This is a genomic window from Massilia sp. 05N420, assembly GCF_056397205.1.
Map to the genome: position 1 here is coordinate 23,498 of NZ_JBFTMX010000041.1, position 24,397 is coordinate 47,894.

The 24,397-nt window shown below is 62.6% G+C and carries 28 protein-coding genes; all 28 read left to right on the forward strand.

Annotation, left to right across the window (positions count from 1 at the left end; genetic code table 11):
* Position 1 precedes the first annotated feature (1 nt).
* A complete protein-coding gene (locus AC1DIX_RS21870; RefSeq protein ID WP_477327383.1) occupies positions 2 to 1,264 on the forward strand; it encodes a phage portal protein in 1,263 nt (420 codons plus the stop codon).
* Positions 1,261 to 2,223, forward strand: coding sequence for a S49 family peptidase (locus tag AC1DIX_RS21875; protein WP_477327385.1), 963 nt, complete (start codon positions 1,261 to 1,263; stop codon positions 2,221 to 2,223). The genes AC1DIX_RS21870 and AC1DIX_RS21875 overlap by 4 nt, the downstream gene beginning before the upstream one ends.
* Before the next feature lie 67 nt (positions 2,224 to 2,290).
* Positions 2,291 to 3,610, forward strand: coding sequence for a phage major capsid protein (locus tag AC1DIX_RS21880; RefSeq protein WP_477327387.1), 1,320 nt, complete (start codon positions 2,291 to 2,293; stop codon positions 3,608 to 3,610).
* Between the two features lie 63 nt (positions 3,611 to 3,673).
* On the forward strand, positions 3,674 to 3,823 hold the full coding sequence (locus tag AC1DIX_RS21885; protein WP_477327389.1) for a hypothetical protein: 150 nt from the start codon (positions 3,674 to 3,676) through the stop codon (positions 3,821 to 3,823).
* Positions 3,824 to 3,829: 6 nt separating this feature from the next.
* Entirely contained in the window at positions 3,830 to 4,006 is a 177-nt protein-coding gene (locus tag AC1DIX_RS21890) for a hypothetical protein (protein ID WP_477327391.1), read from the forward strand.
* 10 nt (positions 4,007 to 4,016) lie between these two features.
* Positions 4,017 to 4,430 (forward strand): hypothetical protein, encoded by a 414-nt coding sequence (locus tag AC1DIX_RS21895; RefSeq protein WP_477327393.1) that lies wholly within the window; start codon positions 4,017 to 4,019, stop codon positions 4,428 to 4,430.
* Positions 4,431 to 4,432: 2 nt separating this feature from the next.
* Positions 4,433 to 4,858 (forward strand): hypothetical protein, encoded by a 426-nt coding sequence (locus tag AC1DIX_RS21900; RefSeq protein WP_477327395.1) that lies wholly within the window; start codon positions 4,433 to 4,435, stop codon positions 4,856 to 4,858.
* 3 nt (positions 4,859 to 4,861) lie between these two features.
* Entirely contained in the window at positions 4,862 to 5,263 is a 402-nt protein-coding gene (locus AC1DIX_RS21905) for a hypothetical protein (protein ID WP_477327397.1), read from the forward strand.
* Between the two features lie 11 nt (positions 5,264 to 5,274).
* Positions 5,275 to 6,927, forward strand: coding sequence for a LamG-like jellyroll fold domain-containing protein (locus AC1DIX_RS21910; RefSeq protein WP_477327399.1), 1,653 nt, complete (start codon positions 5,275 to 5,277; stop codon positions 6,925 to 6,927).
* The gene (locus AC1DIX_RS21915) at positions 6,924 to 7,484 is read left to right on the forward strand and encodes a head-tail connector protein (protein WP_477327401.1); all 561 of its coding nucleotides are present in this window, start codon (positions 6,924 to 6,926) and stop codon (positions 7,482 to 7,484) included. Before AC1DIX_RS21910 ends, AC1DIX_RS21915 begins: the two co-directional genes overlap by 4 nt.
* Positions 7,481 to 7,780 (forward strand): phage head closure protein, encoded by a 300-nt coding sequence (locus tag AC1DIX_RS21920; RefSeq protein WP_477327403.1) that lies wholly within the window; start codon positions 7,481 to 7,483, stop codon positions 7,778 to 7,780. The genes AC1DIX_RS21915 and AC1DIX_RS21920 overlap by 4 nt, the downstream gene beginning before the upstream one ends.
* Positions 7,777 to 8,307 carry an HK97 gp10 family phage protein gene (locus AC1DIX_RS21925; protein WP_477327405.1) on the forward strand — a complete coding sequence of 177 codons (531 nt, stop codon included), beginning with the start codon at positions 7,777 to 7,779 and terminating at the stop codon, positions 8,305 to 8,307. The genes AC1DIX_RS21920 and AC1DIX_RS21925 overlap by 4 nt, the downstream gene beginning before the upstream one ends.
* The gene (gene gp17, locus AC1DIX_RS21930) at positions 8,297 to 8,650 is read left to right on the forward strand and encodes a tail completion protein gp17 (protein WP_477327407.1); all 354 of its coding nucleotides are present in this window, start codon (positions 8,297 to 8,299) and stop codon (positions 8,648 to 8,650) included. The genes AC1DIX_RS21925 and gp17 overlap by 11 nt, the downstream gene beginning before the upstream one ends.
* A gap of 80 nt (positions 8,651 to 8,730) precedes the next feature.
* Positions 8,731 to 9,363, forward strand: a complete 633-nt coding sequence (locus tag AC1DIX_RS21935; protein ID WP_477327409.1) for a phage tail tube protein — start codon at positions 8,731 to 8,733, stop codon at positions 9,361 to 9,363.
* Between the two features lie 84 nt (positions 9,364 to 9,447).
* Entirely contained in the window at positions 9,448 to 9,861 is a 414-nt protein-coding gene (locus AC1DIX_RS21940; protein ID WP_477327411.1) for a phage tail assembly chaperone, read from the forward strand.
* Positions 9,862 to 9,914: 53 nt separating this feature from the next.
* Positions 9,915 to 10,163 (forward strand): DUF1799 domain-containing protein, encoded by a 249-nt coding sequence (locus AC1DIX_RS21945; protein ID WP_477327413.1) that lies wholly within the window; start codon positions 9,915 to 9,917, stop codon positions 10,161 to 10,163.
* Between the two features lies 1 nt (position 10,164).
* Positions 10,165 to 13,020, forward strand: coding sequence for a phage tail length tape measure family protein (locus AC1DIX_RS21950; RefSeq protein ID WP_477327415.1), 2,856 nt, complete (start codon positions 10,165 to 10,167; stop codon positions 13,018 to 13,020).
* Positions 13,017 to 13,352 carry a phage tail protein gene (locus AC1DIX_RS21955; protein ID WP_477327417.1) on the forward strand — a complete coding sequence of 112 codons (336 nt, stop codon included), beginning with the start codon at positions 13,017 to 13,019 and terminating at the stop codon, positions 13,350 to 13,352. Before AC1DIX_RS21950 ends, AC1DIX_RS21955 begins: the two co-directional genes overlap by 4 nt.
* Positions 13,349 to 14,038, forward strand: a complete 690-nt coding sequence (locus tag AC1DIX_RS21960; RefSeq protein ID WP_477327419.1) for a phage minor tail protein L — start codon at positions 13,349 to 13,351, stop codon at positions 14,036 to 14,038. The genes AC1DIX_RS21955 and AC1DIX_RS21960 overlap by 4 nt, the downstream gene beginning before the upstream one ends.
* Before the next feature lie 299 nt (positions 14,039 to 14,337).
* Positions 14,338 to 15,078, forward strand: coding sequence for a C40 family peptidase (locus AC1DIX_RS21965; RefSeq protein WP_477327421.1), 741 nt, complete (start codon positions 14,338 to 14,340; stop codon positions 15,076 to 15,078).
* Positions 15,079 to 15,116: 38 nt separating this feature from the next.
* A complete protein-coding gene (locus tag AC1DIX_RS21970; protein ID WP_477327423.1) occupies positions 15,117 to 15,791 on the forward strand; it encodes a tail assembly protein in 675 nt (224 codons plus the stop codon).
* Positions 15,791 to 20,728 (forward strand): TipJ family phage tail tip protein, encoded by a 4,938-nt coding sequence (gene gpJ, locus AC1DIX_RS21975; RefSeq protein WP_477327425.1) that lies wholly within the window; start codon positions 15,791 to 15,793, stop codon positions 20,726 to 20,728. The genes AC1DIX_RS21970 and gpJ overlap by 1 nt, the downstream gene beginning before the upstream one ends.
* Positions 20,725 to 21,330 carry a hypothetical protein gene (locus AC1DIX_RS21980; protein ID WP_477327427.1) on the forward strand — a complete coding sequence of 202 codons (606 nt, stop codon included), beginning with the start codon at positions 20,725 to 20,727 and terminating at the stop codon, positions 21,328 to 21,330. The genes gpJ and AC1DIX_RS21980 overlap by 4 nt, the downstream gene beginning before the upstream one ends.
* A complete protein-coding gene (locus AC1DIX_RS21985) occupies positions 21,327 to 21,797 on the forward strand; it encodes a hypothetical protein (protein WP_477327429.1) in 471 nt (156 codons plus the stop codon). Before AC1DIX_RS21980 ends, AC1DIX_RS21985 begins: the two co-directional genes overlap by 4 nt.
* 11 nt (positions 21,798 to 21,808) lie before the next feature.
* Positions 21,809 to 22,192: a hypothetical protein gene (locus AC1DIX_RS21990; protein ID WP_477327431.1), complete on the forward strand. Its 384-nt coding sequence runs from the start codon at positions 21,809 to 21,811 to the stop codon at positions 22,190 to 22,192.
* A 1-nt stretch (position 22,193) separates the two neighbouring features.
* Entirely contained in the window at positions 22,194 to 22,670 is a 477-nt protein-coding gene (locus AC1DIX_RS21995; protein ID WP_477327433.1) for a glycoside hydrolase family 24 protein, read from the forward strand.
* Complete coding sequence (locus AC1DIX_RS22000) at positions 22,667 to 23,065, forward strand: hypothetical protein (RefSeq protein ID WP_477327435.1); 399 nt, start codon at positions 22,667 to 22,669, stop codon at positions 23,063 to 23,065. The genes AC1DIX_RS21995 and AC1DIX_RS22000 overlap by 4 nt, the downstream gene beginning before the upstream one ends.
* Before the next feature lie 154 nt (positions 23,066 to 23,219).
* Entirely contained in the window at positions 23,220 to 24,395 is a 1,176-nt protein-coding gene (locus AC1DIX_RS22005; protein ID WP_477327437.1) for a hypothetical protein, read from the forward strand.
* Positions 24,396 to 24,397 lie beyond the last annotated feature (2 nt).

The following is a 24,397-nucleotide window of genomic DNA, read 5'->3' on the forward strand; positions in this document are numbered from 1 at the left end:
GATGTTCCTTCGACAGTTTTTCGCTGGCCAGGGCGCCAGCGCTGGCGGCGGGTGGACGTCCGGACTTGGCGGCGCTCGCTCCGAGGCCGGTCCAGTCGTGACGCCGGAAAGCGCGCTCGCTCTCACCGCGGTGCAGGCGTGCGTCACGCTGCTAGGCGAGAGCGTTGGTCAGCTTCCATGCGAACTCTTCCGGCGCAAGGGCGAGGGCAAGCGCGAGCCAGCGCGCGATCACAAGCTGTACCGGGTCATTGCCTGGGAGCCGAACAGCTGGCAAACGCCGATTGAGTACCGGGAGCAAAGCCAGATCAGGGCTGGACTGAACGGAAACTCGTACAGCGAGATCGTTCGCGACACTGACGGTACGCCAACGGAGCTCCTCCCAATCGAGGGGATCGTCACGGTGTACAAGGGCAGCGATCGACGCCCGTACTACAGCGTTGATGGCGGCCCGCTCCTGCCCCAGCGGATGATCCACCACGTGCGGTGGGTCGGCCTGAATAGCTATGTCGGGCTGTCTCCAGTCATGCTCCACGCAAACGCGATCGGGCATGCGCAAGCTATTCAGCAGTACGCTGGCAAGTCGTTCCTGAACGGGACGGCGCTGTCCGGCGTGATCGAGCGTCCGAAAGAGGCGCCGCCGATCAAAGATCAAAGTGTCATCGACAGGATCACGGATCGATGGCAGCAGATGTACGGCGGCGCTGGCAACGCGAAGCGTGTCGCGATGCTTCAGGAGGGCATGACCTTCCGCGCGCTGTCGATGACGAACGTCGACGCGGAGCTGATCCCGGCGCTGAAGCTGAGCGCGCTCGACATCGCTCGCATCTACAAGGTGCCGCCGCACATGATCGGCGAGCTGGATAAGGCCACGTTCTCGAATATCGAGCATCAGGCTATCCAGTTCGTGATCTACACGCTGCTGCCGTGGATCAAGCGTCATGAGCAGGCCATGATGCGCGACCTGCTGCTGCCGAGCGAGCGCGCCGAGTACTACATCGAATTCAACGTCTCCGGCCTGCTGCGCGGCGACCAGAAATCGCGCTACGAGGCGTACGCGATTGCACGGCAATGGGGTTGGCTGTCCGTGAACGACATCCGGCGCCTAGAAAACATRCCTCCGGTTGCCGGCGGCGATACCTATCTGCAGCCTCTAAACATGGTCGACGCGGCGAACCCGCAGGCCAGCGCGCAGCCGCGCGTGCCACCGACCGACGCGAAGCCGACGCCTCAGCAGGTCAAAGAAATCGAAGGAATCCTCTCATGAAAAACCGCTTCCGGCTAGCCAGCTTGATCTTCAATCAGCCGCTGATGGTGACCGAGTCGATGCTCGATCAGGTCGCAGCCTGGGCCAACCAGCAAATGAGCCTGAACATCGTCAACCTGAGCGTCCACGGCGCTCAGCCGCAGATGATGGAGGACGATGACGATCGCGTATACGAGACCGCCGCCATGCGCGCGGAATCGGCTCGTCGCCAGCAGATCGCCGACACCGGTGTGGCAATCATTCCGGTGCATGGTGTCCTGGTGAGCCGCAGTATGCAGATGAACCCGTGCGAGACGATGACCAGCTACGAGCAGGTCCGCGCGCAGGTGAATTCCGCGCTGGCGGATCCAGCGGTCGAGCATATCGCGTTCGACATCGATAGCCCTGGTGGCAGCACCGTCGGGGCGTTCGAGCTGGCCGACTTCCTGTTCGATGCCCGTAGCGCTAAGCCGATGAGCGCTATCACCCACTACAGCGCCTATTCAGCCGGCTATCTGCTTGCCTCGGCAATCGGCAACGTATCGATGTCGCGTACATCGGGCGTAGGCTCGGTTGGCGTGATCGCGAAGCACCTGGACCAGTCGGCGCGCAATGAGCAAATGGGCGTGAAGGTAACCACTGTCTATGCTGGGGCACACAAGAACGACCTGAGCCCACACGAGCCGCTGTCGGATCAGTCGCTGAAGTTCCTGAACGACATGGTGCAAGGCTACTACGGTCAGTTCGTCGATGCGGTCGCGCGGTACCGCGGTATCGGCGTTGATGCCGTCCGCGGCACCGAGGCCGGCGTTTTCATGGGCCAGCAGGGCGTCGACGTCGGATTTGCTGACCGAATCGAGACTCCGCAAGCCGCCATCGACCGAATCGCCGCTGAGGCCCGCCAGGCGCGCGCAGCACGTAACACGAAGACTTCTATCGGCGCCCGCGCGAAAGCGATGGCGCTCCAGTCCCAAATTTGACCGCGTTCGCGGGACAAGCAACCGAGCCGCCCTTGAGGCGGCTTTTTCTTTTCTAGGAGATAGGCATATGCCAACCATTAACGAGCTCCGCAGCGAACGCGCCAAGGTCAACGCCAGCGTGCAAGCACTGGCCCAGATCGAAGCCGGCGGCGGCGAACTGACCGCCGAACAGCTGACCGAGTTCGGTGCCCTGCAGACCAAATTCGCAGACCTGACAGCGCAGATCACCCGCATGGAGGCGGCCGAGCGCATCGCCGCCGACGCTGCAGTGCCGGTCGACCAGGCGCACGGCGCCGCCCATCAGCCGGGCGCGCCGCCGGCCGCCAGCATGCCAGCCCGCCCGCGCACCCCGGAAGTCCCGGGCGCCGGTATGTCGCGCATGGTTCGCGCACTGGTCGCCGCGCAAGGCAACCAAATGGCCGCCGCCAAGTTCGCAGCAGAGAACAGCTTCGGCGATGACGTCGCCATGGCACTGAGCACCATGACCCCGGGCGCAGGCGGCGTGCTGGTGCCGCAGAACATGGCTCGCGAGGTCATCGAGCTATGGCGCCCGAAATCGGTCGTGCGCCGCCTTGGCGCTCGCTCGATCCCGCTGAACAACGGTAACATCACCTTGCCGCGCCTGAAAGGCGGCGCGATGGTCGGCTACATCGGCACCGAAACCGACATCCCGGTCACCGGTCAGCAGTTCGACGACCTGAAGCTGTCGAGCAAAAAGCTCGCGGCACTGGTCCCGATCTCGAATGACCTGCTGGCCTACTCGGGCGCAAACCAGAACGTCGACAAAATCGTCGTGGACGACCTGGCATCGTCGATGGGCACCCGCGAAGACAAGGCATTCATCCGCGACGACGGCACCAACAACACGCCGAAGGGCCTGCGCTTCTGGGCGCTGCCTGGCTTCCAGTTCGGTGCATCGGCGGGCGACACCCTGCAGAAGGTCGAAAACGACCTGAACAAGGCCATCCTGCTCCTGGAGGCCGTCGACGCCAACATGGGCGCGCCGGGCTGGATCATGTCGCCGCGCACCTTCCGCTTCCTGGAAGGCCTGCGCGATGGCAACGGCAACAAGGTCTACCCGGAACTGGCCCAGAAGATGCTGAAGGGCTACCCGGTCGGCGTTACCACCCAAGTGCCGAACAACCTGGGCGCCGGCTCGAACCAGTCGGAGATCTACTTCGGCGACTTCAACGACTTCTTCATCGGTGAAGACGAGAGCCTGATGATCGACTACTCGAAGGAAGCGACCTACAAGGACGGCGACGGCAACATGATCAGCGCCTTCCAGCGTGACCAGACCCTGGTCCGCGTGATCGCCAAGCACGACTTCGGCCCGCGCCATCAGGAATCGATCGCCATCATCACCGGCGTCGCCTGGGGCGCCTAACGCGGCCTGACCGCCGGCCTGCTGCGGCAGGTCGGCTTCCCAACCTCCTGACAAGGAACTGATATGCAATCGGTTGAATTCCTCAAGCCCTGGAAGATCTGGAGCCGCGGCGACATCGCCGGCTTCGAACCCGAGCAGGCGAAGCGTCTGATCGAAGGCGGCGTCGCCAAAGAAGTCGAGGCCGAAGCCAAGCCGCCGAAGGCCGCGAAGTAACGCCCCATGAGCCCCGAAACCGCTGCCTGGCTCGCCAACGTGCGCGCCGAGCTGGCGGACGGCGCTCTTCTAGTCGCAGTTCCCGCGAAAACGGGAGCGGTGGCGATCTATCCCGAAGACATAGTCGGTAAGTCCGACGACGAGCTGCAGCGCTTTATCGAGCGCCGGCTCGCTGAACAATGAAAGGCTGGCGATGGCAGCATTCCAGAAATTCCAGGCGTTCGTCGAGGCGCTGGCGAAGAAGAAGCACAACCTGGCGACCGACCAGCTGGTGATCCTGCTGACGAATACGGCGCCGAATGCGGCAACCGCTGCGGTGACCGCTGACATCGCACAGATCAGCTACACGAACTGCTCGTCGCGCAATCTGAGCACGACTTCCGCAGCGCAGGCCGGCGGCACCTATAAGCAGGTGCTGGCCGATCTTACCCTCGTGGCGGCAGGCGGTACCGTCGGTCCCTTCAGGTACGCAGTGCTGGCTAATGCCACCGCGACGAACGGCGACCTGATCAGCTCCTACGATTACGGAACCTCGATCACCCTCAACGATGGCGAATCCATCCTGATCGACTTCGATCAGGCCGCCGGCGCCTTCACCCTGAGCTAAGCATGACTCCCGAACAGCAAGCAGAACTCCGCGCGCAAGCTCGGAGCAGCCCGGCATGTGCCGAAGCTCTCGCGGAGCGCGACTTGGATACGCTGGCTGCGCTGTTGTCCGTAGGGCGCACCCGCGCATCGTCTCTCGAGGTAGGCAACGGCACGATTATCGCGACGATTGGCTTCGAGGCCGGGAACACGCTGCTCGACCATATCAGCAGCGAGCCGTCGATGCGTTACGTGAAACCGCTGCTCGACCAGGGCCGCTTGCGCGTCGGTTCGCCGGTCGCCCAGGGCGCTATCAGGAGCTTTGCTGATGCCGGCGTGATCAGCGCCGTGGACGCAGACAAGTTATGCGCTCTTGGCATCGAGCCAAACCCGGTGTCGCGCCAAGACGTTGCGGAAGCTTTGTTCAATCCTGACGGATCGGAGAAATAAGCAATGCCAAAAACTGTGGGTGCCGCGATCACGCTTTTGAACGCTCCTTCGGTTGCTGCAGCTAGCGCCGGCACAAAGGGCCAGCCGGGTGCGGCAGGGAGCTGGACGGATATCTCCGCATACGACGGGGGCGATGTTGGCTTGTCTATCCTAAACGGCGCAACCGGCCCGAGCGTGGCCGGGAATATCTTGATTCAGCAGTCCCCTGACAACGGTGCCACCGTGTTCGACTACTGGGGTTGTGGTGGCGATACGGCGAACTATTCTGCCGCAACCTTGGCGGGATTGACGACCCAGACGATCAAGATCGATCCCGGCATTAAATATATCCGCGTAATCGGCTATGGCCATACGGTGAATCCCGTTAGTTACGGAGCTGCCTTCACTGGCGTGACAAGGTCGTAAGGATACCCAGCATGCGCTATCAGCCCCAAGGCCTATTGCGGATTGATCAGGCCCACCCTCTGGCGGCGGGCCTGCGCCTCGCCATGCTGCCCGGTGTAAGTCGCGCCTTTGACGCCGCAAGTTTGCGCAGTGTTTCGCCAACGGGTATGAAGCAGTTGGCCATGCCTGGCGCGATGGCGACTGCCTTCGGCGCCGCTCTCGGTGCCGGCTCGGCCGACAAGATCGTGACCGGCCTCAGCGGGGGATTTTCGGCTGTAACAGGGCGAAGCTACTTCTTCCGTGCGCGTAGAAATGGGGGCGGCGGCGGCGGCCTGGGTCGTCTGTTCGACAAGACGAACGGTGCAACCGGCCAGTTCCTGATGTGGTACACCGCCGACAATCGGATCAACTACGGCTTCTACCTGAACGGTGGTGCGACCGAAGTCAATATCCCAGCCCCAAACTCCGCCGCGGCGGCTGCGATTGGCTCGGTATTCGATATTCTTGTCACGCACGCATTCGTCGGCAACACGCATATCGTCTCGATATACATCAACGGCGTACTTGCGGTAACGGACACGTCGCGCACCACAGCCCTCGTCGATGCTGTGGGTACGCCGCTGACGATCGGGAACCGAGCCAGCGACAATGCGCGTGGTTGGGACGGCCAGATCGAATCCGCTTACGTCTGGGATCGCATCCTTTCGGACAGCGAAGCAGCGCAGCTTTCGGCTAATCGGTATCAGCTGTTTGTAGATCCGAACGACTCGGACGACGTAGTCGCAGCCGCCCTGGGCAGTTATAGGCTGACAGCAGACGCCGGAATGTTTGCGCTCTCGGCGCCCGCTGCCTCGCTTCGCGCCAGCCGGTCTATGCCGGCGATTGGTGGGGTGTTCTCGCTGTCTGGCGCTTCGGCTGCCGTGGTGGCTACGCGACGCATTCAGGCATCGCCGGGCGCCGTCGCTCTTTCCGGTGCGCCTGGCGCCTTGTTGGCATCGCGGCGTCTTGCAGTTGCACCAGGAACGCTTTCGCTTTCGACTGCTCCTGTCGGTTTGACCACCGGGCGCCGCTTGCAGCCCGGAGTGGGAGTGCTCTCTCTCGCTGGCCCAGCCTTGGGCATGCTGACTTCTCGTCGTCTCACAATAGGATCGGGCGGGCTCGGGCTGGCCGGGGTCACAGCGACGTTGCGTGCAGCACGCCGGCTTTCAGCATCGACAGGAACATTTGCGTTGGGTCCGGCGTCGGTGCAGATGATCTACCAGCCGGTCACCGATCCGGGAGGGGGACTGTCGACGTACACGCTGGCTGCAGCGCCAGGGTCATTCGGCGTCGTCGGATCCAGCGCCGTACTGCGCGCTCAACGTCAGCTGCAGGCGGCTCCCGGAGCACTCCTTCTGTCCGGACGAGATGCCGGACTGGCGGCGGGCCGCCGGCTGCTGGCCGGTGCTGGCGGACTATCGCTCGTCGGCGGTGGTGCGGTCCTCGTGGCAGCGCGTCGGATTCCCGCTCAAGCGGGAGCGTTCGATCTGCAGGGCCCTCCGGTCCAGTTGCGCTACAGCGCGCAGGTCGAATATACCCGCGCACCTGCTGGATCTGGCTACATGCCGCAACGTCATGAATATCAAGCCAGGCCGGCAGCGATCAGTTCTCCGCGGCCGGCGGCAACGCAAAGGAATTACCGATGAGCACACGACTAATCGTCCCACCGGCAGAACTGGCGGTGTCGATGGAGGCTGCGCGCCGTGCTGCGCGAGTCGACGTCGATGCTGATGGTACGTYGCCATTCGATGATGACATCGCGCGTGAGGTGCGCGCATACACACGAGATGCGGAGCACAAGACGGGACGAGCGCTCGTTACTCAAACATGGGAGGTGACGCTCGACTTCTTCCCCGAGTCGATCCAGTTGCCGAAGGCGCCGATCGCCAGCGTCGTGCACGTCAAGTTCTACGACACAAGCGGCACCCAGCAGACGTTGGATCCAGCGGACTACCTGGTGGACGCGAAGAGCGAGCCTGGATACATCGTGCCGGTGCCGGGGAAGGCATGGCCGGCAACGCAGGCGCGCATCAATGCCGTGGAAGTTCAGTTCACATGCGGCTATGGCCCGACCGAAGCGGACGTTCCTGACGAGGCCAAAAGCTATATTCTTGCGCGTGTCCAGCAGTATTTCTCGCCTGTCCCAAACGCGAAAGAGGGCAACTTCGAACGCCTGCTAGACGGGCTGGTGGTGTATTTATGAACCACCGTATCAAGTTGATGCGGCGCGCCGAGGGTGTTGACTCGGTTGGACAGCCTTCGAAAGGGTGGGTACCGGCTTCCGAAATCTGGGCGGATGTCAGGTTCCAGTCTGGTGCAGAGGTCATGCGAGCCGGCGCCGAAGCATCGGCCGTCAAGGCTTCGATCCGGATCCGAGCTCGATCGGACGTCAATGCCACTATGCGAGCGGTCTATAAAGACGTGACGTTCGATATTCAGGCGATCCTCCCTGACAATGACCGCTCGTTTGCCTTCCTGGTCTGCGAGGCAATTAAGTGAGCATTCTGCAGCTGAACCTGGATCACCTCGAAAACGTCCTGGAAGAGTTAGGCGATAAGGCCGAAGCAGCAGCGCGCCCGGCGGCCCAGGCGGCTGCTCAAGTGTTGTACGACCAGGTGAAACGCAACGTCGCTGCGATCCCGCAGCTTACCGGTAACCTCGCCCGAAGCGTCTACCAAGTCTACTCGCAGGCGAACAGTTCGCCCGGGAAGGCAACGTATCAGATCAGCTGGAACAAGCGAACGGCGCCCCACGGATATCTGGTCGAGTTTGGCCACATCCAGCGGTACGTTACCTACATGGGGAAGGATGGCAAGCTTTACACCGCAGTCCGGCCTAGCAAGCGCGGTACCCGTAAGCCCGGCCGGCGCGCTTCGCAGGCGGTGAAGGATGCCTACTACGTGCCGTTGGCCGCGCCAAAGCAGGTTGCGGCGAAGTCGTTCCTTCGCTCTGCAACCTCGCAGGCCCAGGCCGCAGCGGATGCGGCCGAACGCGTATTGATAGAGGCGATGAACAATGACTCTTGAGGAAAAGCTGGTCGCCGTGCTGTTGACGGTCTGCCCGCGCGTGTACCAGGACTTTGCGCCGACGGACACGCAGCGGCCTTACTTGACCTTCCAGCAGATCGGGGGCGAGGCCACCGATTTCGTTGATCGCACCATCGCGTCGAAGGAAAACGCGCTCATTCAGGTCAACGTCTATTCCGACTCCCGCAAGGAGGCGAAGGCCACGATTCAGCAGATCGAGGTCGCGCTGATCCAGGCGGCAGACTTTCAGGCGAGTCCGCAGGCGGCACCTTCGAACGATTTCGACGTCGACATGGAGCGGTATTCGTCGATGCAGGACTTCAGTATCTGGGCTGATCGATGATCCCCCGCCAAACCATAACCAGCCGCCTTCGGGCGGTTTTTTTATGCCCGGGTCCCGGGCTCTTTACTTGAAAGGCCCACATGCAACTGCCTAACAATATTGCGTTCGCGGTCGCGACCATCTTCGCCACCGCGGTCAGCGTGACCGTGGCAACCAACGCAGCCGAAGCCGTGTGCACGGCAACCAACACCTTCACCGTCGGCGACTACGTCGAGTACACCGGCGGCTGGAGCAAGGCGAACGGGCGTATCTTCCGCGTCAAGTCCCCGACAGCCTCGAACTTCGTCCTCGAAGGCCTCGACACGACCGACACGAACCTGTTCCCGGCCGGCGCCGGCGTGGGCTCGGTGCGCAAGATCACCACTTGGGTGCCGATCACTGGCGTGACCGTCGCCGATATCTCGGGGGGCGACGGCAAGAACGTCGAGGTACCGATCCTCGACAGCGACATGCCGCTGATGCTGCCCGACGGCTTCACGGCGACCAGCGTCGCGCTGACCATCATCGACGAACCGACCAAGCCGCATCATGCAGCACTGAAGGCGCTCTCGGACGGCGTGAAGCTGACCGCGCTGCGCGGCATCCTGCCCGACGGCAGCGTCTTGCTGTATGGCGGCTACTGCAGCTTCAACGAGTCGCCGTCGCTGTCGAAGGGCAACGTCATGGCCGTGAAGGCCACGTTCCCGCTGCGTAACAAGGTCGTCCGCTACTAAACCGTTTTGCCCGGCCGGTAACCACGGCCTTTCCGCCGACGGGTCATTCCCGTCGGTCTTTTTACCCTGACCGAATAGAAGAACATGGCAAAAATCATCCTGGGCCAGCGCCCGAAGAACTTCCTCCGCACGGTCCACTTCAAGCAGGTCGACGGCTCGCCTGGCCAGATCGAGGTGACGTACAGCTACCGGACCCGTACTGAGTTCGGCGCCTTCGCCGACAGCATCCGCGACCAGGTCAAGGCTGGCGACGAGGCCATGATCGAGAAGATCAAGGCCCTGGCGGCGGAAGGCAAGCAGCTGTCGCAGGCCGAAATCGTGGCCGAGGAGAACGCGACCAACGTCGCCTACGTCATGGGCTGCATCGAAGGATGGAACCTAGACGTTCCGTTCGACCGCGCCGCCGTGGCCCAGTTGGCCGACGAGGTGCCGGCCGCGATCACGGCAATCATCGGTACCTACCGCGACGCGATCGTCGAGGGACGACTGGGAAACTGAAGGCGGCGGCGCGCGAGCTGTTCACCGCGCCGCCGTCCGATAAGGAACTCGCCGTGGCCGGCCTGCGTCGGGAGGATTTCGACGGGCAGGTGTTCGAGGTCTGGCCCGAGAATTGGCAGGCGTTCTGCCTGCTGTGTGACATCCGGACGCAGTGGCGGGGCGCCGGCATGGGCCTCGACTACAACGTGATGTTCCGCAAGATGGACCGGATGAGCCTCGGCCCGGAGCAGTACGACGAGCTCGAGGCCGACATGCGTGTGATGGAAGACGCCGTTATGGCTGCGATGAGAGAGAAGGATTGAGATGAGCGAGACCCGCGCCGTAACGCTTGAGACATCGGTCGACACCACTGGTGCCCGGGCTGGCTTCCAGGAGATCCAGCGCGAGGCCGGCACGATGGCCCAGGCGGTGGCCCGCGCGAGCGAGCACGCCGACACCGCCGTCGAAGGCATTGGGACGAGCGCAGCCTCTTCCGCCCGCAACGTCGACGCGTCGACGCGGAACATGATCAACGCCATCCAGCGGCAGACGGCGGCGATGGAGGCCGGCTCCCGCTCGGGCAGCGCCTATTACGAGGTACTCGCCCGGCAGCGCGGCGTCGACCCGGCCGCCCTGGAGCCCTATCTTGCCCAGCTGCGAGCGATCGAGCAGCAGCAAGCGCGTACGAATAACGCGGTCGGCGGCGCCGCGCGACCCCTTCATCAGGTCGAGATGTCGGCGGCGCAGACGGCTGCGGCCCTGCGCATGGTGCCGGCGCAGTTCACCGATATCGTGACCGGACTGCAGGGCGGACAATCTCCAATGACGATCCTGTTCCAGCAGGGTGGCCAGTTGCGCGACATGTTCGGCTCGACTGGCGGTGCGGCGCGCGCGCTGGGCGGCTATGTGCTTGGCCTGGTCACTCCTTTTACAGTTGCCACTGCTGCTGCAATCGGCTTGGCCTTTGCCTACAAGAACGGGCGAGACGAGATCAACGCCTTCAACATGGCGATCATCACCAGCGGGAACGCCGCTGGCACCACCGCCGACCAGCTTGCGGATATGGCTGCGCGCGTGTCTCAGGTGTCCGGTTCGCGAGGCGCGGCCGTGGCAGCGTTGAATGGCCTCGTCCAAACGGGCCAAGTGCAGGCGCAAAGTCTGCAGGTATTTGCATTGGCGGTCGTCGACGCCGAGCGGATCATGGGGCGCAGCGTCGAGCAGACGACGTCCGACTTCGAGAAGCTCGGCAAAGCGCCGCTGCAGGGACTCGACGAGATCAATGCCAAATACCACAACGTGACCGCCGCTACCTACGCCCAGGTGAAGGCGCTGCAGGACCAGGGCCGCTATGCTGAAGCGGCCAATGTGGCCCAGCAGGCCTATGCTGACGGGATCATTAAGCAAAAGCAGGCTGTGCTCGACTCTATGACCGAGTGGGAGCGTGGCTGGATCAGGATCAAAAATGGCATCAGCGGTGCGATCGATAGTCTGCTGCACCTGCGTGAGTCCACCAGCAGCGAGAAGATCAGGGCGCTCTTCAAGGAAAACGAAGAAAGCGTTGCGCGGATCGAGCAGCTGAAGAAACGCGGTCGAGATCGAGACGGCGATAAATATGATCCATCGAAGGATCCCGACGTATTAGCAGCTGAGGCTGCGATTGCGGCGAATGAGCGTGAAGTCAAATCAATCTGGGATAAACAGGGCGAGAAGAAAAAGGCGGCAGCAGCAGACGCGAAGACCCAACGAGCTGAAGATGTACGGAAAGGCATTACCAAGGACGCGGACATCTTTCTTACCAGAGAAGAACTTCTGAAGAGGCAGATCGTCGCGCTTGACAAGGAAAGTGCGGATCTTGGGCTATCAAGCGGCGAGGCCAAGATGCGGCGCGACATCCTGATTCGCCAAAACTATGACCTAGTAACCGAAGCTATCGAGCGCCAGATTGAAGCGATCCGTCGTAAGAACGCGCTCGGAGATTTGAAGGCAGAGCCAGAGGCCGGGCAAATCGTTGTCGACCGTACTACCGGTCTGATAAGCGAGTCACAAGCTCTGGAAAAATATGCGGCCTTAGATATTGACGCTCTGGCGCGCCGGCGCAAAGCCATTGTGGATCAGATCGCAGTTGTGAATCAGCTAGTCGATAGCGCACAAAAGCGATCCAGGCTTGACGATTTGAACGGGCAGCTTGAAGAGAATCGCGTGCTTCTCGAAAATCGCCGCACCAAGCTAAGGCAGGATCAGCTGCTGGCTGATGTGCAGGCGAACCGGGCTTCGGCTTCCCTGTACGGCCAGTTGTACGACCAGCAAGACGCTAAGGCTCTGGACTTGCGTTCGCAGGCTCAAGATCAGCGCGACTATAACGAGCAAATTGGCAAGTCGTCAGAAGAGCTTCTTGAGCTAATAATCGCCAAGCGAGAAGACGCCGCGATTAGCCTGGAGCGTAGAGCGATTATCGCGGAAGGCTACGACCTCGACGGATCGTTGGCAGATGCATATCGCAAACAGGCCGCGCAGTTGCGAGAGCGATCGGCAGCCGAACGTGAGGGGTTCGTCAAGGCGCGCGATCCATACGTAAATATCCGGATGTCCCTGAACCGGTACGTGGAAGAGTCGGAGAACGCCGGTGGCATGGTCGGGGATGCCCTGACCAGTGCTTTCCGGCGCGCCGAGGATGCCTTCGCGGATTTCGTAACCAACGGCAAGCTCAGCTTCAGTTCGCTGGCGACCTCGATCATTGCGGACTTTGCGCGGATCCAGGCTAAGGCAGCGATCGGCGGCTTCGTGAAATCGATCCTCGGCTCGATGGGTACCGATACCACGAGCGGGTGGGGCGCATCCTTGATGCAAGCGCTCGGCGTATCGGGAGCGCGCGCCGCCGGTGGGCCGGTGAACTCTGGCCTGTCGTACCTGGTGGGCGAGAAGGGGCCGGAAATCTTCACGCCGTCGACGAGCGGCTCGATCACGCCGAACCATATGATCGGATCGGGCGGCGGTTCACCTATGAACATTAGTTTCAACACGACGATTGCCAACAGCGGCTCAAACACTCAGGTCGCTGGCGACGGTGGCGCGAACTCTCGGGCGGCGCTCGATGCTCTACACGCGAGCTTTAAGCAGTGGCTTGCGGGCGAGGCCCGACAGGGCGGCCAGCTTTGGAAACTCCAGCAGGGGAGAGGATGACAACGACATTCACCTGGAAACATGACGCCAAGCCGACCGGCACGAAGACGTTTCGTGTACTGACTGCGCAGTTCGGCGATGGGTACAAGCAGACCGCGGCAGACGGCATCAATAACGCTTCACAATCCTGGCCGCTGTCGTTCACCGGCCGCAAGGCGGATGTGCAGCCGATCGCTACCTTTCTCGATTTGCGCGCCGGCTGGCAGTCCTTTTACTGGACTCCGCCGCTCGGTACGCAGGGCTTCTACAAGTGCGCGTCTTACGAGATGCATCAGATCGGCAACGACGTGTGGCAGGTCACCGCCACCTTTGAACAGAGCTTCCAGCCATGATCACAGCAGACATTCAAGGTCTCGAGCCCGGCGCACGGGTCGAGCTGTTCGAGCTCGATGCGACGGCGATCGCTGGCGGTGAACTGCTGCGCTTTCACGGGTACCAGCAGGCCGGCACGATCTGGTGGCAGGGCGTCGAGTACACGGCATGGCCAATCAAGGCGGAAGGCTTCGCCAAGACCAGCGAGGGCCAGCAGCCGGCGCCGAAGCTCTCGGTCGGCAACGTCGATGGCTCGATTTCGGCGCTGTGCATCCTGCTGGACGACCTGGTCGGCGCCAAGTTGACCCGGCACGTCACGCTGGGACAGTACCTGGACGCGGCGAACTTCGCCGGCGGCAACCCGACCGCCGATCCCGAGCAGGAATTTCCGCCCGACGTCTGGTTCATCGAGCAGAAGACGAGCGAAACGAACGAAGTCGTCGAGTTTGAGCTGTCGAGCGCGCTGGACTTCCAGGATACGCAGCTGCCGCGCCGGCAGATCATTGCGAATCTGTGCCCGTTCGGTTACCGCGGTCCGTACTGCGGGTACACCGGAACGGCGATGTTCGACACGAGCGACAACCCGGTCGCCGATCCGGCGCTCGACTCCTGTTCGAAGACGCTGGGTGGATGCAAAAAGCGCTTTGGTGCGACGAGCGTCCTCAACTTCGGCGGCTTCCCGGCCGCGGCCTTGATCCAGAGCTAGAAAGCATCGGGGCTACAATAAGATAGGTAGCACAATAGGATTTGGCAGCACAAAAGCAAAAAGCCCTGAACGTTGACGCGTCAGGGCTTTTTTATTTCCTCCGTACCGACTTACGAAAGAACATGGATGAATGATAGCAGATCGAGGGTAGAAGTTCACCCGAAGAGAGGTATCAAGATGGACCTGATTACTGACAACTGGATTCGCCGTTGTATCGGCATCGCAATTGTGCTCGTTGCGTTTAGTGTGCTCGCGTTGGCAGCAACGCCATTGATCTACGCCTCGCGCTGGTGGTGACGATGACCCCTGAAACCATCGAGACAATCCGTTCCCACGCGGAGCGCGAGTACCCGCGCGAGTGCTGCGGTCTGGTGCTGGTCGTGAAGGGGCGCGAGCGTTACCAGCCATGTACGAACGCCGCCCAGGGCGCCGAGCACTTCGTGCTGCCGGCCGAGGAATATGCGGCGGCAGAGGAGCTGGGCGAAGTCGTCGCCGTCGTGCACTCGCACCCGAATGCGCCGGCGGCACCGAGCCAGGCCGACCTTGTGTCGTGCGAAGCCTCCGGCCTGTCGTGGCATATCGTGCGGGTCGACCTGGTCGACGACGTGCCGGCGGCCGGTGAGCTGGTGACGATCGAGCCATCCGGCTACGTGGCGCCGCTGGTCGGCCGGCAGTTCTCGCACGGCGTGCTGGACTGCTACCAGCTGATCGTCGACTGGTACGCGCAGGAGCGGGGCATCACCCTGAAGCAGTTTGCCAGGGCCGACGAGTGGTGGAACGACGGGAAGTCGGACCTGTACACGGAGGGCTTTCCGCAGGCCGGCTTCGTCAAGCTGGCGGAAGGTGCGTCGCTCGAGGTGGGTGACGTCATCCTGATGCAGATCCGGGCGCGCAATGGCGTGCCGAACCATGCCGGCATCTACCTGGGCGACGGGCTGATGCTCCATCACCTGTACGGCCGTCTGTCGAGCCGTGACGTGTACGGCGGAATGTGGGCCGAGACAACCCGAGGAATCCTGCGGTACCAGCCGCAACCCTGACCAGCCCGCAAACGCGGGCTTTTTATTTACTGAGGCCCATGGAAACTCTTCGAACGATTCGGCTTTACGGAAAGCTGGGCGCCCGCTTCGGCCGCATCCACCGCCTGGCCGTCGAAAACACTGCGGAGGCGGTTCGCGCCCTGTGCGCGCTGCTACCCGGCTTCGAGCATGAATTGATGACCAGCCACCAGCACGGCATGCGGTACGCCTGCTTTCTGGGCAATCAGAACATCGGCAAGGATGAACTGACCCTATCCGGCGGCGGGCAGGACATCAGGATCGCGCCGGTACTGGCCGGGGCAAAGTCGAGCTTTCTGGGCACGCTAATGCTGGGAGCCGCACTCGTGGTCGCCGGATGGGCGACCGGGGGCCTGACGGCGTTCACGTCCCTCGGCGGCATAGGCTCCGCGATCGGCGGGGCCCTTACCCAGTTCGGCTACATGACCATGATCGGCGGTGTCGTCCAGGCGCTGTCGCCCCAGCAGGGGGCCGGCGCCGCGGCCATCACCCCGGATAACGGTGCGTCCTACAACTTCAGCGGCGCGGTGAATACAACGATGCAGGGTGGTGCCGTCCCGGTGCTTTATGGCCGCATGCGCGTCGGCTCGGCTGTGATTTCGGCCGGCATTGTCGCGGAAGACCAGGCGTACGTCGGCGCGCCGCTCTCCCAGCCATCAATTCCCCGCGTCCGGGACTTATTCGAGGATCAGTAATGCGAGACATCATCGGCCACGGCGGTGGCAAGGGCGGCGGCTCGTCGCACACCCACTATGAAGCACCGGATAGCCTGCACAGCACATCGTATGCGCGCGTGCTCGATCTGGTATCCGAGGGCGAGATTCTCGGCCTGGCCGAAGGTTTGCAGTCGGTCTACCTGAACGACACTCCGGTCCAGAACGCTGACGGCACCTCCAATTTCCAGGGCGTCACCGTCGACTTGCGCATCGGCACCCAGGATCAGGACTACATCCCGGGATTCCCCGATGTCGAGAGCGAGACTGCCGTCGGCGTCGAACTGAAATACGGCACGCCATGGGTGCGCGCCATCAATAACACCGCGCTGTCGGCCATCCGTATCACGCTCGGCATCGATCAGCTGTACAAAGCGAATACCGATAACGGCGACGTCGGCGGCTCGATCGTCAACTATCAGGTCGAGCTGTCGACGGATGGCGGCACCTATCAGGTCGTGCTGTCGAACGCGTTCAACGGCAAAACCATGTCGGCCTACCAGCGCACTGCCCGCATCGACCTGCCGCACGCGACCACCGGCTGGCAGATCCGTGTTTCGCGCCTGACCCCGAATTCGGCGGTCGCGAGCATCGTCGACAAGACGAACATCGTCAGCTTCACCGAGGTGATCGACGCCAAGCTGCGGTACCCGATGTCGGCCATCGTCGGCATCCAGGTCGACGCGAAGCAGTTCCAGAGCGTACCGACGCGCGCCTATGATCTGTTCGGCCGCATCATTCAGGTGCCGAGCAACTACAACCCCCGCACGCGTGCCTACAGCGGCACCTGGGATGGCACGTTCAAGCCGTCCTGGTCAGACAACCCGGCCTGGGTGTTTCGTGACCTCGCCCTGAACGATCGCTATGGCTTGGGCCACCGCATCGCCCCGGCCCAGCTGGACAAGTGGGAGCTTTACAAGATCGCGCGCTACTGCGACGAGTTGGTGCCGGATGGGAAAGGCGGCACCGAACCGCGCTTCACCTGCAATCTGTACCTGCAGACCCGCAAGCAGGCCTACGCCGTGCTGCAGGACATCGCTTCGATCTTCCGCGGCATTTCGTACTGGGGCGCCGGCACGATCATCGCATCAAGCGACATGCCGGCCGACCCGGTCTATGTTTTCACGGCTGCCAACGTCATCGGCGGCAAGTTCACTCGCACCGGCACGAAGAAAGGGACCCGCTACACCGTCGCGCTGGTGACCTGGAACGACCCGGAAGACGGCTACAAGAAGAAGGTCGAGTATGTCGATGGGCATCCCGACAGCATCGCACGCTACGGCATCCAGCAGGTCGACCTGACGGCGTTCGGCTGCACCTCGCAGGGCCAGGCGCAGCGCGCCGGCCGCTGGGCACTGGCCACCTCGCGCCTGGAAACCGAAGGGATCACGTTCGACGTCGGCATGGATGGCGCGATCGCACGTCCAGGCCAGATCGTGCGGGTCGCCGATCCGTCCCGCATGGGGCGCCGTGTAGGCGGGCGCGTGCGCGCTGTTGCCGGCCGCACCATCACCCTGGACAAGGCGCCAACCGTCAAGGCCGGCGATCGACTGACCCTGGTCATGCCGTCGGGCACGAGCGAAACCCACGCCGTTGCATCGGTCGCCGGCGACGCAGTGACGGTGGATGCGGACTGGTCGACCGTGCCGATTGCACAATCCGTGTGGTCGGTGGACAGCGACGAGTTGTCGGCGCCGCTGTTTCGCGTGCTGTCGGTGGCCGAGAAGGACGAGGTCACGTTCACGATCACGGCCGTGCAGCATGAGCCAGGCAAATTCGATTTCGTCGAAAATGGAACGGCCATCACGCCGCGGCCGCAGACGGCACTGGATGTGACTCGCCAGGCGCCGCCGGCATCGGTTGCGCTGGTCGGCTACACCGTGTCGCTGGCTGACGTCCAGAAGCTGGCCCTGCAGGTAAGCTGCGCGCCTGTGCCTGGCGCCGTCGCCTATGAAGGCGCCTACCGTCGTGGCAACGATAACTGGGTGGCGATCCCGCGCCAGGCCGATCCGACCATGGACGTCCTCGATGTCCTGGCCGGCACCTATATGGCGAAAATGTGGGCTGTGAACTCGGTTGGCGTCACATCGATCGAGACCATGTCGGTGGCGGTGGAAATCGCTGCCGACGGCGCATCCAGGAATGCGAAGGTCGACCTGTCGTCGGATGCACCGTTCTTCCACACGGACCAGGACGGCCAGACCGCGCCTGCCGTGATCAACTTTACTGCGGACCTGACCGCGCTCGATGGCCCCGTGAGCTGGTCCTGCGTCGGCGGCACGCTGACGAACAAGACGGCGACGACGGCACAGCTGGCGTTCGCTGATGCGACAGCGGCGTCGGTGACGGTCACCGCAAGCGTGACCGCTTTCGGGCGCACGTACTCGAAGCCGCTGAAGGTCGGCAAGGTCCAGGATGGCGCCGCTGGCACCGACGGACTGAAAACCGCCGTCGCGCGCCTGTATCAGTGGGCTCCGACCGCGCCGGCGAAACCCGGCGGCACGAGCACCTTCACCTGGGCGAACGTGTCCAACGGCAGCTACACCGGCTCGGATGGCTGGGGCGCGACCGTTCCCGCGAATCCGGGAACGCCAGGCCTGCGCCTGTATGTGGCGTCGGTACCGCTTTCAGCTGCAGCCGCGGCGGCGACTTCGAATGTCGGCTACGCGAGCGCGGCCGTCGAAGCTTGGTCCCAAAATGGCGCAACTGGAGCCAGCGGCCTGCAGGTGCGCACGGTGCAGGTCTTCCAGTGGGCAGCATCGATTCCCGCGGGGCCGACTGGTCCGGCGATGCTGAAGTGGTCCGACGGTACGTTCGGCGCGGCGCCGACGAACTGGCTGCTGTCGCCGGGCGCGGCGCCGTCGCTCGGTATGACGCTGTTCGCCGCAAGCGTGCAGGTCTCCGACACCGCAGCCAATGCGACCACGAACTTCAATTGGCAATCGGCGGCGGTAATGGCAATCGGTTACGCCGGCACGAATGGAGGCCCCGGCGCACAGGGCGCTTCGTACGTCACGGCGTACTGTGCCTCGGCCACTGGCAACGCGACCAGCGCACCAGCACCGACCACCGGCAAGGGCAGTCTGCCGGCAGCAAACAGCGGCGGCATCACCGGCACCTGGTCGGCGGCCGTGCCGGCGCTCGTGGCAGGGCAGTACCAGTACCAATCCGACGGCATCTACGACCCGACGACCGACAAGGTGACCTGGTCGATTCCGTATTGGTCGTCGTTGAAGGTGGCCACGTTGTCCGCGATCACGGCCAACTTGGGTGCGATCAATGCCGGCAGTATCAACCTCGGCGGCGGTGTGTTCACTGTCGATAACGACGGCAATTTGGTGTGCAGCTCTATCACGATCAAGCGCAAGTCGGATGGGAAGGTGATCCTGACGAGTGACGGACTGACGCTTGACGGTGCGCCAGTCGGAACGAAGAACAGCGAACTGGTACCAAGCATCAATTTGGCATCTGGTGTTTCTCTCGTTGGCCGCAATGGCTGGGTTGCAGTGGACGGCAACACCCTGACCAAAGTAGGGAATACCGGCACAGCCTATGATGCCGACGCGTATAGTAAAAATGGTTATGTTGGCGGGGCCTACGCTACCGTCAATGCTCCCGCAAGCGACATTCGCGTTTTTTTCGGCCTGAGCACGGAGCCTCTTTGGGATGGTGGCTATTCCCATATCACCTACTCGATTCTGTTCGAGATGGGGCGCTATTACGCGTTCGCCGGCCCTGTGCAACTGACCTCTGACGGTCCACTCTTCGCGCCTTCGGACGTGTTCGACGTGACGTACGATGGCGTTCGGGTTCGCTGGCTGCGTAACGGCGCCGAGTTCTATTCAATGGTCTCCTCGGTCAGCGGCGCGCTGTTCTTTGATAGTTCGTTCTATACGATGGGCGGTCAACTGAAGGGTGTGAGGTTTGGCCCCCTGACCTCCGCAGCATGGGGCGATATTGGCGGCGACGGCAAGCCGCAGGATAACGCTACTGTTGGTGCACCTGTCGGGACTCTTGTCGGCGGCAACCTCGCGCAGAACGTTGACCTTTGGGCGCAGCAGGGGGCTAGCGCATACAGCTCACTGCCCAGCGTGAATGCCGCCATTGATGACAAGATTAGTAAAGCTTCTGGGGGCGTCCTTCAAGGGCCAATTACTCTACAAACCAGTGGGGCCATCTCGGTTGGAACTGCAACATGGACGCAGGGGCAGAGCGCGGCCGGGACCGGTATCGTCATCTCCCCATCTGGGATCGCCGGTATGAAAAACGGCAAGGCCATGTTCTACGTTTCGTATGACGGCAATGCCGGATTCGGCGGTTCGCTTCTGGCGGCAAGTGGTTCGTTCGGAGCGCTGAGCATTGCGCCTGGCGGCTACATCGCTCAAGGTTTCGGCGGCACCTGGAACTGGGCCGACAAGGCGGCTGGGCCGGGCTTTCTGATCCACCCGAATGGCATCCTGCTCGGTGACGCCAACGATCCCTCGATGGGGTATATCCAGATGGGAGCGGACGGGTCGCTCTCGATGCCGGGATTTAGTTACACGGGCCGACAGCTTACGCTGGACAGCACGATCCTGATTAACCCGAACTTCGTCAATTCGTTCTCGGCCGCGCTATCGGGTGGGCTCCTGACTTCGAACCGCGCGAATGGTACCAATCAGGCAATCGGTAGTCGCAAGGTGACGCCTACCAATGGCAAAGGTCCATACAAAATCTCGTGGACCATCACGGGCGATGTTGCCAACACGGCGAACTCGGTCGGCATCTACATGAGCGGCGCGGACACCGACACCGTCAGCATCAGCGCGTCCGGCTCAAATATCGGCCTGCGCGCCATCGTCACGGCCTACGTTACCGATGCGTCAGGGTTCACCGCAAATGCGTCGTTTAGCGTCAACGTTAATTTCGGAGCGGTATGACAACTGAAAAACACTATGCGGAGGTCGACCCTGACGGGCGCGTCCTGCAAGTCGTCACGGTCGATGACGACAGTGCGCCGGATCCTGCCCATGCCGGTGCGCAGCTCTTCCCGCTGGCCGAGCCTATCGACTGGGCCGCGCAACCGACTGACACCTCGGCCGTCATGTGGAACAACGGCGCGCCGGCATGGGTCGAGATGGCCCCGTTGGCGGCCCTGGTCGACCGTGCAATCTCCGCGATCGACAGCGCCGCCGATGCTGTTCGATCCGAAGTGATCAGCCGGCAGACCAACACGCTCGAGTACCAGCGTGTCGAGATGCAGGCGCGTTCGTTCAGGGCTGCCGGCTATCCCGATGGTGACGTTCCAAGCGGGGTCGCCACTTGGGCAAGTGCGAAATACCGTGACGGTTGGACCGCGCGCCAGGCTGCTGACGACATCATTGGCACCGCCGACGCCTGGTACGGGCTGCTCGACGGGATCCGTGACCTACGGCTGCACGCTAAGGAGGATGTGCGGCATGCGGCCGATGGCGGCGAAATCGCAGCCCGTGTCGCTGCCTTCAAGGCCGATTTATCCAACCTGATGAAAGGGGCTTCATGAGCAATCTGCGCGCGGCCTTCTATAAAGGAACGCATACCGGCCTGCCCGGCATCTATAACCGCCTGGTGCGCTGGTGGACCCGTAGCCAGTATTCGCACGTCGAGCTGATCATGCCTTGGGGCGCGGCTGCTTCATCCTCGGCGATGGATGGGGGCGTGCGGTTCAAGCAAATCGACTTCGACCCTGCGAAATGGGACTTCGTCGATCTGCCGATCGATTTGGCGTCGGCTGCCGAGGACTGGTTCAACAGACATTACGGCCAGCCCTACGACTATCTCGGCAACGCGCACTTCGTTCTGTCGGCCATCGGCGACGATAAGCGCAAGTGGTTCTGCAGCGAGGCCTGCGCCGCGGCACTCGGCATGCCGGATCCCGAACGCTTCGACCCTGGGACGCTCTACGCGGCCCTGACTTACCTGACCCAACCCGCTTCGGCGGGTTTTTCTTTTCCTGCACCGATCAAATGAAGGCGCAAAACATGAGTGAACCAATTTCCAGCGCAGCTGCTGGCGCCGCAGGGTGGAAACTGCTGGGCGGCGCCGCCGGCGCTGGAGCGATCGGCGCGGGGCTGGCCTCTGTCGTCGTGATGTGTGCGATGACGCCGCGCAGTCCAAAGGAGTGGGCGGTAGGGATCATCTCCACCGTTGCGTCATCGGTCGGCGGTGGCGCCGCGGCAATCCAGCACTTCGGCCTTCAATCCTGGGCTAACTCGCCGATCGGACTCGTCGCCATGTTTGGCCTGGTGTTCGCTTGCGGGCTGCCGGGCTGGGCGATCGTGCGCTGGCTTTTCAACTACATCGCGAAGCGGCAGAACGCCGACCTGGCGGAAGTCGCGGCCGAGATCCGCAATGTGGGGAAATGACATGCCGGCGCTGACAGGACTTCATCCAAACCTCGCGGCCTTTCTCGACATGATCGCTGTGAGCGAGATCGGCGCAGGGCTGCTGATCAAGTCGGACAACGGCTACAACGTCTGTGTCGGATCGACCCCGGCGCAACCGATTTTGTTTCCCAGCTACGCAGTACACCCGCGGCGCCGCTCCGAAGCGCAGAACTCCGACGCCGCGGGCCGCTATCAGTTCATGGGTCGCTACTGGGAGCACTACAAGGCGCAGCTGCGCCTGCTGGACTTTGGTCCGGTATCTCAGGACAAATGGTGCATTGCGCTGATCCGTGAATGCAAGGCGATGGACGCCATCGAGGCAGGGCGGTTTGCTGAGGCGGTACGCCTCTGTCGCAGTCGGTGGGCATCCCTGCCGGGCGCTGGGTATGGGCAGCGCGAAAACAAGCTGGCCGATCTGCAGGCTGTCTTTCAGAAGAAGGGCGGGGCAGTCGCATGATCGCTACCACTCCTTTCGCGCGCCTTGCGACATACCGCGACTCGTTCCTAGCCGGCGCAGGCATCGCCGCCGGCGTGCTGCTGTTCGGCGCCGGCTGGGTCATCAACGGCTGGCGCCTCGAATCAGCATTGTCAAAGCTGAAAACCGCACAAGCGGTTGAGAAGGCGAATCAAGCAACAGGTGCTCTGACGACCCTGCAGGCTGACGCCGCGGCCATTCATCAGGCCGCCACCGAGTATGCCGGCGTTCAAAACATCCTCGCGCCCAAGATTGCGGCGCTCACCAAGGAGCTGCGCAATGCGAAACCGCTTCCTATGGATTGTCGTCCTGACGCTGTGCGGGTGCGCAACCTCGACGCCGCCATCGACGCCGCCAATTCAGCCATCCCTCGATAGCGCTCTCGCGGCGCCGTGCCCGGAAGTTCCAAAGCCCGAGTCGCCGGACTACGACGTTTGGCAGACCTGGGCTATCGGACTGCTGCGCCAATACGCCGACTGCGCCTCTCGCCATGCGAAGACGGTACAGGCTTGGCCCAAGTAAAGGAAGAGCATGACCAAAGAATCCATCATCGACCCGAAGCTGATCGAATTCGCCACCCCGCGCCAGGCGGAATATGTCGAAGCGTCGAACCGCTTGGGCAGCATGCGTGCGGCGGCACGTGAGYTGAAGGTGCACAAGAACGCAGTGCAGGAGGGTATCGAGCGCCTGAGGAAGACTGCCGCCGCCCGCGGTTATGCGCCGGGGCACTTCGAAGCTGGCGTGGCGCCCGGCTATCGCATGGGCAAGGTAACAGTCCAGCGTGGCCCTGGCGGCGTCGAGCGGGTCTGGGAGCGGCAGCATCCGGACGAGCAAGCCTGGCTCGACACGATCAAGGCGATTTTGACAGAGGCGAGTGCCCAGCTGCCGCGCGTCAAACCGACTGTAGGGCCGGGTCACGCCGACTCGAAGCTGTGCAACCTCTTCGTACTGACGGATGCTCACATTGGGGCCTTGGCTTGGCATCGCGAAGGAGGCGCCGACTGGGATCTGTCGATCGCTGAGCAGACTATCATTGGCTCGTTCTGCCACATGATCGCGACTGCACCGCGAGCCCGACGCGCCGTTGTCGCTTTCCTCGGCGACGTCGTCCACCAAGATTCGAACAAGGCGGTTACCCCTGCGCATGGGCACTTGCTGGACGCTGACAGTCGGCCGCGCAAGATCATCAATGCAGTAGTCCGGATCATGCGAACGATTATTCGAATGGTTCTGGAGCGCCACGACCAGGTGCACATCGTGTGCGGGGAGGGCAACCACGACGAATACACCAGCGGCAATGTGCTACCGGAAGTATTTGAAATCCTCTATGAGGATGAGCCGCGGGTGACGATCAACGACGCAGTGCTGCCGTACTACGCCGTCCGGCACGGCAAAGTGATGCTGTGCTTCCACCACGGCCACAAGCGAGCGCCGGGGCAGTTGCCCCTGTATTTCGCAACGGCTCATCCAGAAATGTGGGGCGCCACCACGAAAAGGTACGCCCACTGCGGCCATCGCCACCATGTCGAAGAAAAGGAGCACTCTGGCATGAAGGTGGTCCAGCACTCAACCCTGGCGGCACGCGACGCGCATGCGGCCCGCGGCGGATGGTTCTCCGATCGGCAGGCCATTGCCATTACCTATCATGAACAATTTGGTGAGGTGGCTCGGCTGACGGTTACGCCGGAAATGCTCGCTGCAGCGTAAAT